We start from the raw sequence: 15354 nt of genomic DNA, 5'->3' as shown, positions 1-15354 counted from the left end.
CACCGACAAAACTGATGGTTCATGCCCAGCCTTCCGGCCGGCGATACGAAATGTCACCCGATTTTACGATGTGCACTGACAACCCCATCTACCCCGTTACCTGCGGTAATACGGATCCGCTCGTTGAGGATGGGCGTCCCCGTGGGGTACCGCATGATGGATGGTCCCCGCGGTTCGTCCACGTGCTCGACGTCGGTGCGTTCTCTCGGTTACGCGACGGGCTGAACCGCGATCGCGCGTCCGCGTGGTTCCCGGTGGTTCCCGGTGGTTCCCGGTGGTTCCCGGCAATCGGTGAAACCCGGTCGAGGGTGCCGTGAAACCGGCGCCACCGAGAGTGAAGCCATGAGCATCACAGAACTCGGACGTACCGGGGGCGGCCCGGCCCTCGGCGGGGGCACCGATCCGGCCGTACGTGCGGAAGGGCTTGTGAAGACGTTCGGCGAGCACCGCGCCGTCGACGGCATCGACCTGGAGGTACGCCCAGGCGAGATCTTCGGCGTCCTCGGCCCGAACGGCGCCGGCAAGACCACCACGCTACGAATGCTGGCCACCCTGTTGAAGATCGACGCGGGCCGTGCCGAGATCTTCGGGGTCGACGTGGCCGGCAACCCGCACGTGATCCGCCAGCTCGTCGGCGTCACCGGACAGTACGCGTCGGTCGACGAGAACCTGACCGCCCGCGAGAACCTCTGGCTTTTCAGCCGCCTGCAGGGCATCGCCGCGCCGCGCGCCCGGCGCATCGCCACCGAGCTGCTGGGCCAGTTCGGCCTGGAGGACGCCGCCGACAAGCCGATCGCGCAGTTCTCCGGCGGCATGCGCCGGCGCCTCGACCTGGCGGCCAGCCTGATCACCAGGCCACCGCTGATCTTCCTCGACGAGCCGACCACCGGCCTCGATCCGCGCACGCGCGGCCAGATGTGGGACACCATCCGCGGTCTGGTCGCCGACGGCTGCACGGTGCTGCTGACCACGCAGTATCTGGACGAGGCCGACCAGCTCGCCGGCCGCGTCGCCGTCATCGACCACGGCCGCAAAGTCGCCGAGGGCACCCCCGACGAGTTGAAGACCGCGGTCGGCGACTCCACCCTCCAGCTGCTGCTCGCCGAGCCGGGCCAGGTGCCCGCCGCCGTGGAGGTCGTGCGGCGCGTCCTCGGCTCCGACCCGGTCCTCAGCCCGGAGCAGGGCCGCCTCAACGTCGCCCTCGACCAGGCCGACCTGGCCGCGGACGTACTGATCGCGCTGCGCACCTCCGGGGTGTCGATCTCCTCGGTGAGCGTGGCCAAGCCCAGCCTTGACGAGGTGTTCCTCGCCCTCACCGGCCACGAGACGGACGGGGACGACGAGACCGGCACGGAGGAGAACCGATGAGCACCATGATCGCACCCGCCCGCGAGGCGGTCCGGGCCACCGACCGCGTGGCGGCCGCCCGGCGGCGCGTCTCCATCGGGGAGACGCTCGGCCAGACCCTGATGATGGCGTGGCGGGCGGTCAAGAAGATGCGCCGCAACCCGGAGCAGTTCTTCGACGTGGCGCTGCAGCCGATCCTGTTCACCGTGATGTTCGCCTTCATCTTCGGCGGCGCCATCGCCGGCGACGTGGGGAGCTACCTCCCTCTGATGATCCCCGGCATCCTCGCGCAGACCGTGCTGACGTCGTGCATGGCCACGGGCACGCAACTCCGCGAGGACATGGAGAAGGGGGTCTTCGACCGGTTCAAGTCGTTGCCGATCGCCCGGATCGCGCCGCTCGCCGGCCCGATGGTGGCCGACCTGCTGCGCTACACGATCGCGACCACTCTGACCTTCTCCATGGGCCTGGTGATGGGCTACCGCCCGGGCGGAGGAGCGGGCGGCGTGCTCGCCGCGATCCTGCTGGCGATCTTCACGGGCTGGTCGCTGGCGTGGGTCTTCACCTGGATCGGCACGATCGGCCGGAGCGCCCAGGCCGTGCAGGGCATGTCCATGATGATCTTGTTCCCGCTGACGTTCCTGTCGAACGCGTTCGTCCCCGTCGAGACCCTGCCCGGCTGGCTGGCCGCGTTCGTACGGATCAACCCGGTCTCACACCTGGTCACGGCCACCCGCGACCTCGCCAACAGAGCCCTCGTCAGCGGAGAGGTGGCCTGGACGCTCCTGGCGTGCCTGATCGTCATCGCGATCTTCGCGCCGCTGTCGGTACGCAGCTACAAACGGCACATGTGACCTCCGTCCGTCGCGGCCGGAAACCCGCTCGACGAGGCTCCGCGCCTCGTCGAGCAGGTCGGAGCCGCGTCGATCGCCGTACTCGGCCCTCAGGGCGGCGATCATCCCGGGCGCGGCCCGCTCCGCGTACGGTTCGATCCGCTCGAAGGTCATGCTGGGCATGCCGCTGTTGTACGAGAACCGCTCGGCCAGCACCAGCAACCTGATCGCGTCGCCGGGGGCCACGGCTCCCCGCAGCAACCCCCAGGCGCCGAGCCCGAACAGCATCGAGCCACACACCGGGTAGTCGAGGAGGGGGTGTTCCGCGGCCAGCAGGTCGTAACTCCGGACGGCGGAGAACAAATCCTCGCCGTACCGGACGTCCTCCGGCGTGGCGTGGTACGCGTACGCCGTCAACGTGGCCGACACCGCGATCACCGTCCACGGCGTGAGCTCCGCGCGCGGCACCCCGGGCAGGCGCAGATCGCGGGCCCGCTGGACGGCCAGGCGGTAGTCCGCGAGCGCGGCGGCCGTCTCGCCGCGGGCGAGGGCGAGCTCGGCCGCGCACAACGAGACGATCGCCCTCCCGCCGAACACCGCCTCGGTGTCGTTGATCCGGCTGATCTCGGCGAGCTCGGCCTCCGCGGTGTCAAGATCGCCATCGGCGAGCGCGGCGGTGAACAGCACCGCGTGTAGCTGGGTCTCGTCGTCGGTGGCGCCTAGCCGGCTCAGCACCGGGATGGCGGTCCGCGCGTGCCCGACCGCCCGGCGGCGGTCGCCGAGCCGCATGACCAAGTGGGCCAGTATGGCGTGCATGATCGCCGGGAGCCACGGCCCCTCGTCCTCGCGGAACATCGCCAGGGTCCGCTCGGCGGCCTCGATCGCCCCGGTCACGTCTCCCCCGTTCTCCAGGACGTGGACGCTCATCTGCGTCGCCGCCAGGGCGATCTCAGGGTCGGTGCTCCGGCACAACTCCGACAGCCGACGGCGCACCTCGGCGCCGTCGGTCACGTCGCACGCGAGCATCACGGTGGCCGTCGCCGCCACGCGGGGATCCGTCGCGTCACTGGTGGGCAGCGTACGGAGGAGGTCACGCAACGGATCGCTGCGGCGATCGGTGATGAACACGTTGTTCATGAGGGCGATCAGCATGGCGGCCCTGGCCACCTCGACGACGTGCGGCGGCGGCACCCAGCCGGAGATCACCTGGGTGATCGCGTCCCAGTGAACGAGGATCCGGGAGTGGTCGCCACGGATCGACCACAGCGCTCCGACGCCGGCCAGCAACTGGACCGTCGTGACGGGATCGGGCTCGCCGAGAGCCTGCCGGAGCAGATCGGCGAGGTTGCCCTCCTCGACGCGCAACGCGTCGACCGCCGCGAACTGCGCCGGGCCGAACAGCTGGGAGGCCTGGTCAAGGGCGTACGCCGTCGCCCAGGCCCGCTGCGCCGCCCGGGCGGGCGCCTCCTCGCCGGACTCGGTCAACCGCATCCGCCCGAACTCCCTGACGGTCTCCAGCATCCGGTAGCGGAGGCCGTACGTCGTCTCGCGGACGCTCAGCACCGACTGCTCCGTCAGCGCGTCCACGGCGTGCAGGGCCTCCGGGCCGAGTACGTGCTCGGCCGCGGCCAGCGTGAAACCATCGCCGAACAGCGACAACCACCGCAACGCCTGCCGTTCCGGCTCGTCCAGCAGATTCCACGACCAGTCGATGACCGCGAGCAGCGTCTGGTGCCGGTCGGGGGCCGTACGGTTCCCGCCGCGCAGCAGGGCGAACCGGTCCGCCAGGCGCCGCGCGATCTCCTCCACCGACATCATCCGCACCTTGGCCGCGGCCAGCTCGATCGCGAGCGGCAGGCCGTCGAGGCGGGTGACGACCCCCTCGACCACATCCTCGTCGATCCGGACACCTGGGCGGGCGGCCGTGGCGCGCTGGCGGAACAACTCCACCGCGTCCCCCGTGGGCAGCTCGCCAAGCAGGTAGACGCGTTCGGCGGGGATCGACAAGGGGGCGCGCGAGGTGATCAGCACCCGCAGGTCGCGGGTCGTCACGGACAGGAACGCCACCAGATCGGCGACGGCCTCGACCACGTGCTCGCAGTTGTCCAGGATCAGCAGCGCCGGAGCCTGGTCGAGATGCTGGGCGATCCGGGCGCGAACGTCGGAGCGCTGCGCGGCGGTCAGCGCACGACGCCCGCGGACCGAGTCCCGGACCCCGAGCGCCGAGCCCACCTCGCCCACCACGCCCTCCGGCGAGGAGACGCCGACGAGTTCGACGAAGTGGGCGACGGGCTGCGCGGCGTTCCTGCCGACGACGTGAGCCAGCCGCGTCTTGCCCAGCCCGCCGGGGCCGATGATGGAGACCACCCGGTTGGTCTGCACCAGGGCGTGCACCGCACGGATGTCGCCGTCGCGGCCGAGCAGCGAGGAACCGTCGAACAGGATGCCCTCGCGCACCGGCCGATCGGCGGCGAGGAGTCCGGCGTACACGCGGGCGAGCTCAGGCCCTGGTTCGGTGCCGAGCCGCTCGGCCAGACCCGCGCGATACCGCCCGTAGCGCTCCAGAGCGGCGGCGACGCCTCGTACGGCGGCCTCGCTGCGCAGCAGGCAGGCGAGCAGTTCCTCGTCGTGCGGCCGATCGGCCGCCGCCTCCTCCAGCAGCGGCAGCGCGCCCTCGTGAGCGCCGCTCCGGCCCCGCGCGATCGCCGCCACCCGTCGCGCCTCGGCCACCCACCCTCCGGCGACGCTCCTCAGTTCGGCGAGTGGGCCCGTGGCACCGTCCAAGCCGCCGGCCGCGAGACCCATGGCCTCTTCGGCGCGGCGACCCGCGAGCGCCATGTCGTCTTCGCCCAGTGCGGCCCGTGCCTGCTCCACCAGCGCGCCGAGCAGCAGCGCGTCCACCTGACCGGCGGGCAGCCCGAGCCGGTAACCACGCGGCATCCGCACCACGACGTCGGCGCGGGTCGCCGCCCTGGTCCGCGAGACGACCACCTGCAGCGCCTTCGTCGGGTTGGCCGGCGCCTCGTCGGGCCACAACTCCTCGACCAGGCGCTCGTCACCGACCCCCGCACGCCCGTGCATGGCGAGCATGGTGAGCACGGCCAGCAGGGTCTGCGCGCGCTCGCCGACCACGCGCGCACCCTGCCAGCGGACGCCGTCGAGCAGGACGAGTGCGGGGGACACACTGTCAGCCTACGGACGGGTGGCAGTCGAGGAGCGTGACCATGTACATCTCGGTGTATCTCGGCGAGTGGATCGAAGCCCACGCGGCCGCGGTCAAGCCGCAGCCGTTCGACCGCGCGATCAGGTTCGGAGAACTTCGACGAGTCTTACGGCGACGAGATTCCCACCCCTTGCGATAGTTATACGCCGTCCTCCGCCCTCTCCTCAAGGAGGCCGACTACGCCGACGAGTCGAATCTTCCGTAGCGCGTGATTTCGGGCGGCTGCGACCGAGCCCGGAAAATGCCGTCATTTTGCCCGATGTGGCCAGCGATCACCGAGCAGTGTCAACAAAGAGATATACGTAAGGAAAAAGGCGTCGATCACCGTTTGTGACTCTGAGGAACGGAAGGCAGACCTCACAAGAATGGCCGCTGGGGCGTTCTCGAACGAGACTCACTCGATTCGAAGAAATGCCGGAATTTCGGGGCAGCGGTACGTTCAAGGGAGAGAAATGCCCAAGTGTCCTAATGTTGTCAAGTTTCTTGTGATCAGCGCCGCGTTGACTGGCGGCTCCATACCCTCGGCCACTCCTGCCAACGCCGTAACCGCCGGGGACACCGTCGCGACCGGCCTCGCTGTCGATCGCGGCGCGACCACCCAGAAATCGGACCCGCCGGCCACCTCACCAGCACGGCAGGACGATGAGACCGCTAAGGCGATGCGGGAGTACCTGCAAGATCTGGCCGCGAAGAAGGAGTTCACCGGCTCGGTGCTGGCGGTACGACGCGGAGAGGTGCTGGTGCGTTTCGCCGCCGGCGAGGCCGACGAGGAGAAACACATCCCCAACCAGCCGGACACGGTCTTCCGGATCGCCTCGGTCACCAAGCAGTTCACCTCGATGATCGTGCTGAAGCTGCGCGACCGTGGACTGCTCGGCCTGGACGACCCGGTCTGCCAGTATCTCGTCCCGACATACATCAAGACCTGCCCGAAGGCGTGGGGGCCCATCACGATCCGTGAGACCCTCATCCACACCTCGGGCATCCCCAACATCCAGGAGTTTCCCGACTACTATGCCAAGCTCTCGGAACCGACCACGACGCGGGCGCTCATCCAGCGGTTCGTGCACAAGCCACTGAACTTCAAGCCCGGCACCTGCTGGCAGTACAGCAACTCCGGCTACATCCTGGCCGGGGCGATCATCCAGAAGGTGACCCACAAGCCGTACGGCACCGTGCTGCAGGAGATGATCGCCGGCCCGCTCGACCTCCAGCACACCGGCTACAGCAGGGGGAACCCGCCCGACGGGTACGCGAAGGGCTACTTCACGGTGGGAACACCGGCCCCGCCCATCAGTGGCTCCCAGGCGTTCTCCGCGACCGGCATCTACTCCAACGTCGACGACATCGCCCGCTGGGACCGGGCGTTCGGCGCGCACCTGGTCGCGCCACCCGCCACCGTCAAGCAGGCGTTCACGCCACAGGCCGCGTGCCCCTCCAATGGCTGCCTCAACTTGCCGTCGACCGCGTACGCCTTCGGCTGGCTCGTCGACCGGCTCGACGGGCACCGACTCCGCTACCACCCAGGTCTTCTCCAGGGCTACGCCGCGAGCAACATGTACCTGCCCAATGACGACATCGCGGTGGTCGTGCTCAGCAACGTGCAGAACACCGACACCAACGCCATCGCCCGCCACCTCGCCACGATGGCCCTCGAGTCTTCCGAGTGCGCCTCATGAGTGCAGCGCGAAACCCCACCTCGCGGCCCCACGACCTCGCCGTACAAGTCGACGGACATGGGGTAGAGGTGCCGACTCGGCAAGGTGCTGTGATGAGGCCGCCTCAAGCCCGGCGCCCGCTGGGGATCTTGTGAAAGCCCCATATCAGGCCGACATGCGGCTTCCTGAGCAAATGCATGGCATGCGCATGAGCCCGTCTGCGAGAAGGATGGAGTAACCGGCACCTCAAGTCACAGAGCGTCCCGGAAACACGCCAAGGGCCACTCCCGATGATCGGGAGTGGCCCTTGGCCTGTGGCGCGGCCGAGAGGACTCGAACCCCTAACCTTCTGATCCGTAGATCCCCAAACGATCTTCTGGCCCAGAATTACCGGCTCGCCTGACTTCGCCCGCCACTGTGGGTTCGAGCTTGAGTGAATACCGTGTGTGCTGTTAGCGTCACCCGGTGGACGACTTGCCTGCACGGGCGGAGGCGATCGAGGACTTCGCGGCGGCGCTGCGAGAACTTCGCAAATCGGTCGGCAATCCACCTTTCCGGGAGATGTCTGGCCGGTCGGGGGCGATCTCGCACACGACGTTGCACGAAGCCACGAAGGGTAACCGGCTCCCGAGTTGGGAGACCACCGTCGAGTTCGTCAAGGCGTGCGGCGCGGACCCGGCCGCGTACCGCGAACGCTGGGAGAGGGCGAACCTGGCGGTCAGATCGGCGAACGCCGGAGATCCTTCGATCCGCGCAGGCACCCTGGTGGCCCGTCCGCCTGGTGGACTCGCAACCTCCGCCCCAGGCGCCGCGGAGGGTCGAACCGTGGACAGCGCCGTCGGGTCGCAAGCGCCATCGTCGGCTGGTGAGATCTCGGCATCTGTGCCTACGCCGCCGCCACCGCCCGACGAGATCGCGGGCGACGTCCAGCCGGTCCTCCCTGCGCCGGGGGGCCGAGGGCGATTCCGACTGACCCGCCCGGCTGCGGCCGCGCTCGCGGCAGCGGCCGTCGGTGTGGGGACAGCGGCCTTCATCATGACCGCCGTCGATCGCGGCTCCGGGACCGACGGGCGCGGCTTGAACCCGTCCGGCGGCCCATCGAAGGCCGCGCCGTCGGCAGCCGACTGCCCGGTGCGTGCGACCAACCCGCCGTGGGCTCCGGCTGCGAACGAGGGTGATTCGGCAGTGTTCATCGGCGACATCACGCTGCCAGACTGCACACGCGTGGGCCCCGGCCAGACCAAGCCCAAGGTATGGCGGCTCAAGAACGCTGGAACCGTGCCGTGGAAGGGATATTCGTTGCATCGCCTCGACCTCCCGCAGCAACCTGATCAATGCCAGACCATCTCCGACGTACCGATCAAGGACACGCGACCCGGAGAGCTCGTCGACATCCGGACCGACATCACCACGCCAAGGAACCCAGGCTTGTGCTACGTGCGGTTCAAGATGATGGATGGTTCGGGACGGGTCGCATTCCCCGGAGGCCGGCCGCTCAACTTCCAGGTCATCGTCGGCTGACGCCCGTTCCCCGCCGTGCGTCAGACGGCGGGGAACCAGGGACGGACGGTCTCCGGGGGTTCAGGATTTGAGAACGATCCCCTTGTAGTAGTACTTGAGGATCCTGGAGTAGCTCCAGCCCGCATTGGCCTTATCGCGAGAGCCGGTCTGCGACATCCAGTCGCCGGTGACCCAGTGACCGCACGCCGTCGTCGTGGAGCAGTACTGAGCCTTGAAGATCTTCCCATCGCGCGTCATCCGGATGCCCCACGTCGCGTCCACCGCGGCGTTCGTCGCCGCCGTCGCGGAGCCGGGCTTGTACACCTGGCTGGACGTGTGGTCGGAGACGTCGTAGCACTGGCCGCTCGGCGTCTTGCTCGCCGAACGCAGCGCCCAGTACCAGCCGAAGTTCTTGACGGCGATCGCCCCGGCCCTGAGGGACTCCCTCGGCCAGTGCGACCGCCACTCGTTGGGCAGGACGTTCTTGATGTAGGTCTTGAACTCGACCCGGTCCACGCGATTGAGGGATTTCCGGTAGACGAGGATCGTCGTGGGCAGCTTGCTGTGCGTGCCGTCGGTCTTGCACCCGGTCGACGGGGTGGAGCTCAGGAATTGGTGCGAGGCGTTCTGGTTCTTGAGGCCGGCCTTGAGGTTGCCTTTGGCGCCGGGCTTGAAGTCCTGGTAGGTGCTGCCGCCGTAGTTGCTGTTGAAGTAGACCCGGACGGTGTTGCCGGTGCGGTTCCAGACGGAGGCTGCGGCGTTCTTGACGCATTTGCCTTTGCCGGTGCCGGGTCCTTTGAAGTCGAAGCAGGAGGGTTGCTTGGTGCCGTAGTCGCCGGCCGATCCGGTGAAGTCGGAGAGCGATCCCTGGTTGTTGCTGTTGAAGTAGTAGCAGAACTCGCCGGTCTCGCAGACGCCGTTGCGGCCGGCCGCCGAGGCGGGCGAGGCGGTGGCGAGCACCGTCCCACAGACCACCATCGCGGCGGCCACGGCGGCGAACCGCGAAATCAGCCGTGCAGTTCGTGGAGACACAGTTGCCTTCCTCTTCGTCCGAGGCCGCGGTGCGCTAGCGGACGTTGTAGCCCTGGGAGATCCAGAACGAGTTCGGGTTCGGGTTGCTCAGAGTCGGATCGCCGACGCTCTTGGCGGCGAGCTTCTGCCGTCCAGGGCGCATCTCGACGTGGGTGTGCGCGGCCTTCCTGGACGACACCCCGTGCCACGCCTCGTCCGCGATGGTCTGACCGCGCGAGATCTGCTGGCCCACGCGCAGGGAGGACAGCGGAGCGGAGTGCAGGTAGATGATCGTCTTGTTCAACGAGGCGTTGTAGATGGAGATCGTGGACAGCCCCGAGCCGCCGTTGCGCCCGTGCACGAGGTAGATGATCTGACCGCTCAGCAGGGCGTGGACATCCGAGCCCACTGTGCGGGCGAAGTCGATGCCCTCATGCCGGCCGGGGGTGTGGGTGTAACCGTCGAAGGCGCAGCTGATGTGGCCGCCGCCGGTCTTGTACAGCGCGTACGACATGTTGACGCGCGCCGAAGACGACGGGCCGAACTGGTGCGAGGCGTTCTGATTCTTGAGGGCGGCTATGAGGTTGCCTTTGGCGCCGGGTTTGAAGTCCTGGTAGATGCTGCCGCCGTAGTTGCTGTTGAAGTAGACCCGGACGGTGTTGCCGGTGCGGTTCCAGACGGAGGCGGCGGAGTTCTTGACACACTTACCTTTGCCGGCGCCGGGTCCTTTGAAGTCGAAGCAGGAGGGCTGCTTGGTGCCGTAGTCGCCGGCCGATCCGGTGAAGTCGGAGAGCGATCCCTGGTTGTTGCTGTTGAAGTAGTAGCAGAACTCGCCGGTCTCGCAGACACCGTTGCGGCCGGCCGCCGAGGCGGGCGAGGCGGTGGCGAGCACCGTCCCGCCGACCACCATCGCGGCGGCCACGGCGAGGATCTTGTCGAGCGTTCTCATGGTGTTCTCCTTGTGTCAGTGCGGCCTGGGTTTCGGATGGTCAGCGGCGCTGATACTCCTCCCAGGTGCGGATGGTCACCTTCGGGCCGTCGTCCGGGCCACGGCCGGCGAGCCCGTTCAGCCCGAGGTAGTAGTCACCGATCTGGTGCTGGGCCTGGCTGGAGAGGTCGGTGTCGTTGATGGCGGCGGCGTGGATGTGCCACGGCCAGTCCGCTTGATCTGGGCTACGCACCCATGCCGCGAAGCCGACACGTCGCAACGCGCGGACGACCGCGGTGCGGGTGGCGGAATTCATCCCCTTGACCGAGATGTCGACGACGCCCCCGCCGTCGTGGGTGCCCGCGGACGTGGGGTCACCGCCGCGGTTGTACGAACCCTGCAACAGCACCAGGTCGCGGCGGAGCAGCCGCTTCGCCTCGGCCAGCATGCTCCGCGTACGGGTGTCGATGACGACGCCGCCGGCGGACACCCGGGCACCCGGGCCGATGATGTGGGTGACCCTGAAGCGGCCGGCTCCGAGCCTGGCGAGCGACGCCTTGCCCGGCAGTCCGTTGGCGGCGAGACCCGTGAGGCCGAGCGACTTCTGGAACTTCGCGAAGGCGGCGACCGTTGTGGAGCCGAAGTAACCGTCCACCCACTTCGCGTCGAGCAGGTGCCGGTCGTGCAACGCCCGCTCAACGAGAAGCACGCCGGCCTTGGCGCCCGGGGTCAGCTCGCCGTCAGACCGCCGCGGGTCGATCTGGGCCGCCTTGACAGTGGCCTCCATGTTCACGCTCGGAAGGGCCCTGGCGTCGGCCGCCTGTGCCGCCGACATCCCGGACGCTTCGGTCAAGGAAGCGAGCAGGGTGGCCGCCACGAGGGCAGCGGCGCATGAAGGCAGCTTCATCGTTTCTCCTGGTTTCGGATGCTGGGGGTGATTCCTGCGGCGGAATCCACGGTTTCGGATCGCTCACGCTGTCCACAACAAGATCGTGTTGTCAGCCTGTCCGACAGGCTCCCCGTACAGGCGTACGCGCCGCCTGACAGGTCATCCGATGGCGAGCGAAACGCACACCCCGCAACGGCGCAGGGCGGTATTTGGGCAGGTCGACGCGCTAGCGCTCCTCAGCACGGCTACGTCCGGATTGCTGGCAAGCGCGTAACCGCGGGCTCGAACCAGCGTCACCGTGTCATCGTGTCCAGCGCTATGGCGTACGCCGTAGAACTGAAGTTGCTTGAGAAGAACCCGATCACGGACCTGAAGTGGAACCCGTCGAAGGCCACGTTTCAGGTGGACCGCCGTTCGGTCGTGAACCCCGAGCAAACCCGCGCCCTGCTCAGCGCCATCGAGAAGCGCAAGCCAAGCGCCCCTTGCTCATGCCCTTCTTCGCAACGCTGTACTTCGCTGGGCTACGGCCCGAAGAAGCCGTCAACGATCGCGCGCCGTTCGTACGTGGGCTCACGCCTCTACGGAGTCGTCGGACCGGGTGAAGCGGACCCAGCGACAGCTCCAGTCGTCGTCCGCATATGACTGTGCTGGTCCGTACATCTCTTCCGTGGACATGTACTGTCCCCGAGTTCCTTCGTGCCATCCGCAGGTGACACGATACGTGCCGGGCCTGACCCACAGCACCGTACCGAGGCCTCCTTGGCCGTCCAGGTTGAGTTGGACAGGGGGATTCAGCCGGGCCAAGGCCTTGATTGACGCGGCTCTTTCCTGCGGTGTCGCGTACGAGCCGGTCTCATGAGCGTTTACTGCTGCCCAGACGACAACGACCCGGCCGCTGCGGAGCTCAAGCTCTCCTACTTCCTGTTCTTCGGCCGCGGACGCCCCGGCTGCGCGCCGACGTGGCGCATCCGTCCTACCGTGGGGGATCCATGAGCGCATCAGAAAGTTGTCGTCGTCACCGACAAGGCCCTTCTGGTACCGGGCGTAGGCAATCTCCGCGCTGCCCTCTCGGTCCATTTCCCAGATGAGGCCGGCATGTTCCTTATGCTCGCCGAAACGCACAAACGCGGCTTCGAGGTCATCGTCGTCCGGGTGGACCGCCGACCAGGCACGGGCATAGTCGCAGGCAGGATCCAGTTCGTAGTCAGGGCTGTGCACCGCACCGCCCCAGTCCGAGAAGGAGTCGACCTCACAGACGAGCAGCGGTCCACCCAGGCAGCGCACCGTGGCGGACTCCCACACATATGTGGACTGCGGCCTGGAATCTTCGTTGCTCATGTAAGCGGCTGCCGATCAATCGCGGGTGTCAGAAAAATTGGACGGTTACCAGTGTGAGTCATACCGCCCCACCTGGCCCATCTCGTACCTGGCCGACACCTTCACCACCGCCACGGACCGGCCCGCTGCCGGAGCGGCCGGCCGAGGCCGGTATCGCGGCCCCAGGCCCTCACCCAGTTCGTCGACGCCTACGGCGGGCCCATGTGGAACATCCAGCTCGCCGCGGCCTCGCTGACGGCACTGCCGATCCTGGTCGTGTTCGTCCTGGCCCAGCGCCAGTTCATCGAGGGCTGGCGCACACAGGCTTGAAGGGATGACGGTCCGCCCTCGCTGCCGGCCGAGGCCCTCCACATCCCCAGGGCCAACCGTGTACGCCCTCTGATGCCGGAGCTCGCACACGGCGCAGCCATCGCACCCAACCGTATGGCTGCGCCTGCGCGGCGGCGGCGCGTCCCCGGTCGGGTGCGCGAGGGTGGCGGCAGCCTGGAGACGCGTCTGGGGTTGGAGACGTGCAGGATCTCAGCTGTCTAGCGTTGCTTGAGACGGAGTGCTTCTTTGCGGACCTCGGCCTGGATGGACCGCTCGTGCTCCAGCCACGCCGGGTTCTCCGCTTTCAGCGCATCGATCTCAGCGGTGGTGAGCGGTCCGGTGATCCCACCTCTGATCAGGCCAGAAATGGAGACTTTGAGCTTCGCGGCGATGACCTGCTTGGGGTGCGGGCCGTTGCGGCGCAGGTCAACGAGCCAGGCGGGTGGCGTCGACTGCAACTCGTTCAGCTCATCCCTGGAGACGACACCCGCCTGGAACTCGGCGGGAGTGGCCGAGAGGAGGACACCCAGCTTCTTGGCCGCGGTCGCGGGTTTCATCGTCTGGATGGTCTTCGGTTTGGGCGAGGTCATGAACGTCAAGAGTAGTCAGTCGGAACGGGTTCCATGACATCGGTAGCCTGAGGAAGTGACTGATGGAGAGACCGGCAGGGTGTTTCGGCTGGCGTACGTGCCCGGGGTGACACCCGCGAAATGGGTCAACATCTGGACCGAGAGGATGCCCGACGTGCCGGTCACCCTGGTCGCGGTTCCCGCCGCCGAGGTGGTGGGACTCCTGCGAAATGGCGGTGCCGACGCCGGATTCGCCAGGCTGCCGGTCGACCGGGACGAGCTCAGCGTGATTCCTCTCTACGTGGAGACCACGGTGGTCGTGGTACCCAAGGACCACGCGGTGGCCGCCGTCGACGAGGTGTCCATCGCCGACCTTATCGACGACGAGGTGTTCCATCCTCTGGACGACACCATCGAGTGGACGGTCCGGCCCGGACTGCGCGCGTTCACCCGCCCAGCCACAACGGCGGACGCGGTCGAGCTGGTAGCGGCCGGCACTGGGATTCTCCTGGTTCCACAGTCGCTGGCACGCCTCTACCACCGTAGGGATCTCACTTACCGGCCGGTGCTGGACGCGCCGCAGTCTCAGGTCGCGCTGACCTGGCCCACGGACGCGACCACTGACCTGGTGGAAGATTTCATCGGCGTCGTCCGCGGCCGGACGGTGAACAGCTCACGGGGCCGTGCCCCTGCCTCCCCCGCAGAGAAACCAGCACGGCGGCAGGCACAAAAACCCGCGCAGAATGGCTCCGGTCGCCGGGCCGTGCCAGCCAGCCGTAAGAGGAAGGGCTACCGGTCTCGGTGACCTGCAGCCCCGAACCTCCGGTTCGGATTTAGGGCCCTGCCGTCAGGCCTTGGCGCAGACGATCGTGGTTGTGATGGTCAGGGTGGAGTTGGTTGTGTTCATCGGCAGGTGGAGCCGGTAGTAGTTGTTCAGTGTGCTGCCGTTGATGGCCATGTACTGGCCCCACGAGATGTCGTTCGGGTTGATCCGGTCCGTCTTGGAGTCGATGCTGTGGCCGCCGTGGACCAGGAACTTTCCGAGCGGGCACGCGAAACCGATGCTGATGCCGTTGTTCGGGGGGATGACCCGCACATCGGTGATCTGCTCCGGGCCGCTCATGGGTTCGGGCGGGCCGCTGGTTGCGGTAGGGCTGGGACCGAGGGTTGCGGTAGGGCTGGCGGGACCGGGGGTTGCGGTAGGTCCGGGGGGTCCGGAAGGCCCGGCGGGGCCTTCAGGGCCGGCGGGTCCCTGTAGTCCGGCCGGTCCTTGGGCTCCGGTGGCTCCGGTCGGTCCGACCGGCCCGCGTGGGCCGACCTGGTTCCAGGACAGCTCGCGTGATCCCAGTGGGCACACATCCGGGGTGGGCAGCCGGCCGGTCGGCGTCGGCACGGCCACGCCGGTGAGCGAGGTTTCTCCGGGCTCCTCCGGAAACCGGAACACCCCGTCCGGCCCCACGCAGGCCACGATCTCCGTTGCGCGATCGGTCACGGCGACGGCCACTCCCACGCCACTGGCCAGCACTCCCAGCACGGCCCCGACCGCCAGCCACGTTCCCCGCTCCGCGATGCGTCGCATCGGCCACCCCCTCATGGTGAGCTCAGATATCGCGCACACCGTAGGGAAACCGCCCACCGGAAGTCGTCCCCCTGCTGTAGGACGACACTCAGGTTGAGTACGTAGGAGGCGTACGGCGACATCGCCGTTGTCCATGATCTTGAGGGTCGTTCTTTGGATTGTTCTTGTTC

General features: G+C 67.9%; 11 protein-coding genes and 1 pseudogene. 5 read left to right on the top strand and 7 right to left on the bottom strand.

Going from position 1 to position 15354, the window contains the following annotated elements; all coding sequences use genetic code 11:
* The first annotated feature begins 342 nt into the window (after nt 1-342).
* Nucleotides 343-1368, top strand: a complete 1026-nt coding sequence (locus tag AB0H21_RS37685; protein WP_358526394.1) for an ATP-binding cassette domain-containing protein — start codon at nt 343-345, stop codon at nt 1366-1368.
* On the top strand, nt 1365-2201 hold the full coding sequence (locus AB0H21_RS37680) for an ABC transporter permease (RefSeq protein WP_358526392.1): 837 nt from the start codon (nt 1365-1367) through the stop codon (nt 2199-2201). Before AB0H21_RS37685 ends, AB0H21_RS37680 begins: the two co-directional genes overlap by 4 nt.
* 1689 nt (nt 2202-3890) lie before the next feature.
* Here AB0H21_RS37680 and AB0H21_RS37675 read toward each other — a convergent pair.
* Nucleotides 3891-5120, bottom strand: a pseudogene (locus tag AB0H21_RS37675) (BTAD domain-containing putative transcriptional regulator); the annotation flags it as partial.
* Nucleotides 5121-6062: 942 nt separating this feature from the next.
* On the opposite strand from AB0H21_RS37675, the gene AB0H21_RS37670 reads away from it, so the two are divergent.
* Nucleotides 6063-7082, top strand: coding sequence for a serine hydrolase domain-containing protein (locus AB0H21_RS37670; protein ID WP_358526390.1), 1020 nt, complete (start codon nt 6063-6065; stop codon nt 7080-7082).
* 444 nt (nt 7083-7526) lie between these two features.
* On the top strand, nt 7527-8582 hold the full coding sequence (locus AB0H21_RS37665) for an NBR1-Ig-like domain-containing protein (RefSeq protein ID WP_358526389.1): 1056 nt from the start codon (nt 7527-7529) through the stop codon (nt 8580-8582).
* Nucleotides 8583-8642: 60 nt separating this feature from the next.
* On the opposite strand, the gene AB0H21_RS37660 is transcribed toward AB0H21_RS37665, so the two are convergent.
* The 5 genes from AB0H21_RS37660 to AB0H21_RS37640 form a co-directional block, all read right to left on the bottom strand.
* Entirely contained in the window at nt 8643-9593 is a 951-nt protein-coding gene (locus AB0H21_RS37660) for a SpoIID/LytB domain-containing protein (RefSeq protein WP_358526388.1), read from the bottom strand.
* Between the two features lie 34 nt (nt 9594-9627).
* Complete coding sequence (locus AB0H21_RS37655) at nt 9628-10521, bottom strand: peptidase inhibitor family I36 protein (protein WP_358526386.1); 894 nt, start codon at nt 10519-10521, stop codon at nt 9628-9630.
* Between the two features lie 40 nt (nt 10522-10561).
* Nucleotides 10562-11407 carry a peptidoglycan-binding protein gene (locus tag AB0H21_RS37650; RefSeq protein ID WP_358526384.1) on the bottom strand — a complete coding sequence of 282 codons (846 nt, stop codon included), beginning with the start codon at nt 11405-11407 and terminating at the stop codon, nt 10562-10564.
* A 552-nt stretch (nt 11408-11959) separates the two neighbouring features.
* On the bottom strand, nt 11960-12727 hold the full coding sequence (locus AB0H21_RS37645) for a hypothetical protein (RefSeq protein ID WP_358526383.1): 768 nt from the start codon (nt 12725-12727) through the stop codon (nt 11960-11962).
* Between the two features lie 527 nt (nt 12728-13254).
* A complete protein-coding gene (locus tag AB0H21_RS37640) occupies nt 13255-13626 on the bottom strand; it encodes a DUF5997 family protein (protein WP_358526381.1) in 372 nt (123 codons plus the stop codon).
* A 55-nt stretch (nt 13627-13681) separates the two neighbouring features.
* Between AB0H21_RS37640 and AB0H21_RS37635 the strand changes: the two genes are divergently transcribed.
* Nucleotides 13682-14410 carry a LysR family substrate-binding domain-containing protein gene (locus AB0H21_RS37635; RefSeq protein ID WP_358526379.1) on the top strand — a complete coding sequence of 243 codons (729 nt, stop codon included), beginning with the start codon at nt 13682-13684 and terminating at the stop codon, nt 14408-14410.
* Between the two features lie 42 nt (nt 14411-14452).
* Here the strand turns inward: AB0H21_RS37635 and AB0H21_RS37630 are convergent, their stop codons facing one another.
* Entirely contained in the window at nt 14453-14728 is a 276-nt protein-coding gene (locus tag AB0H21_RS37630) for a hypothetical protein (protein ID WP_358526378.1), read from the bottom strand.
* Nucleotides 14729-15354: the final 626 nt, after the last annotated feature.

Source organism: Sphaerisporangium sp. NPDC051011 (assembly GCF_040653595.1).
Taxonomy (GTDB): domain Bacteria; phylum Actinomycetota; class Actinomycetes; order Streptosporangiales; family Streptosporangiaceae; genus Sphaerisporangium.
The sequence above is the reverse complement of the archived record's forward strand: the minus strand, read 5'-3'. Positions and strand labels throughout refer to the sequence as shown.

What these genes read in the sequence shown, in the direction of transcription:
- AB0H21_RS37640 (WP_358526381.1), bottom strand. Translation starts at nt 13,626, where the DNA reads ATGACCTCGCCCAAACCGAAGACCATCCAGACGATGAAACCCGCGACC.
- AB0H21_RS37655 (WP_358526386.1), bottom strand. Translation starts at nt 10,521, where the DNA reads ATGAGAACGCTCGACAAGATCCTCGCCGTGGCCGCCGCGATGGTGGTC.
- AB0H21_RS37650 (WP_358526384.1), bottom strand. Translation starts at nt 11,407, where the DNA reads ATGAAGCTGCCTTCATGCGCCGCTGCCCTCGTGGCGGCCACCCTGCTC.
- AB0H21_RS37630 (WP_358526378.1), bottom strand. Translation starts at nt 14,728, where the DNA reads ATGAGCGGCCCGGAGCAGATCACCGATGTGCGGGTCATCCCCCCGAAC.
- AB0H21_RS37685 (WP_358526394.1), top strand. Translation starts at nt 343, where the DNA reads ATGAGCATCACAGAACTCGGACGTACCGGGGGCGGCCCGGCCCTCGGC.
- AB0H21_RS37670 (WP_358526390.1), top strand. Translation starts at nt 6,063, where the DNA reads ATGCGGGAGTACCTGCAAGATCTGGCCGCGAAGAAGGAGTTCACCGGC.
- AB0H21_RS37645 (WP_358526383.1), bottom strand. Translation starts at nt 12,727, where the DNA reads ATGAGCAACGAAGATTCCAGGCCGCAGTCCACATATGTGTGGGAGTCC.
- AB0H21_RS37680 (WP_358526392.1), top strand. Translation starts at nt 1,365, where the DNA reads ATGAGCACCATGATCGCACCCGCCCGCGAGGCGGTCCGGGCCACCGAC.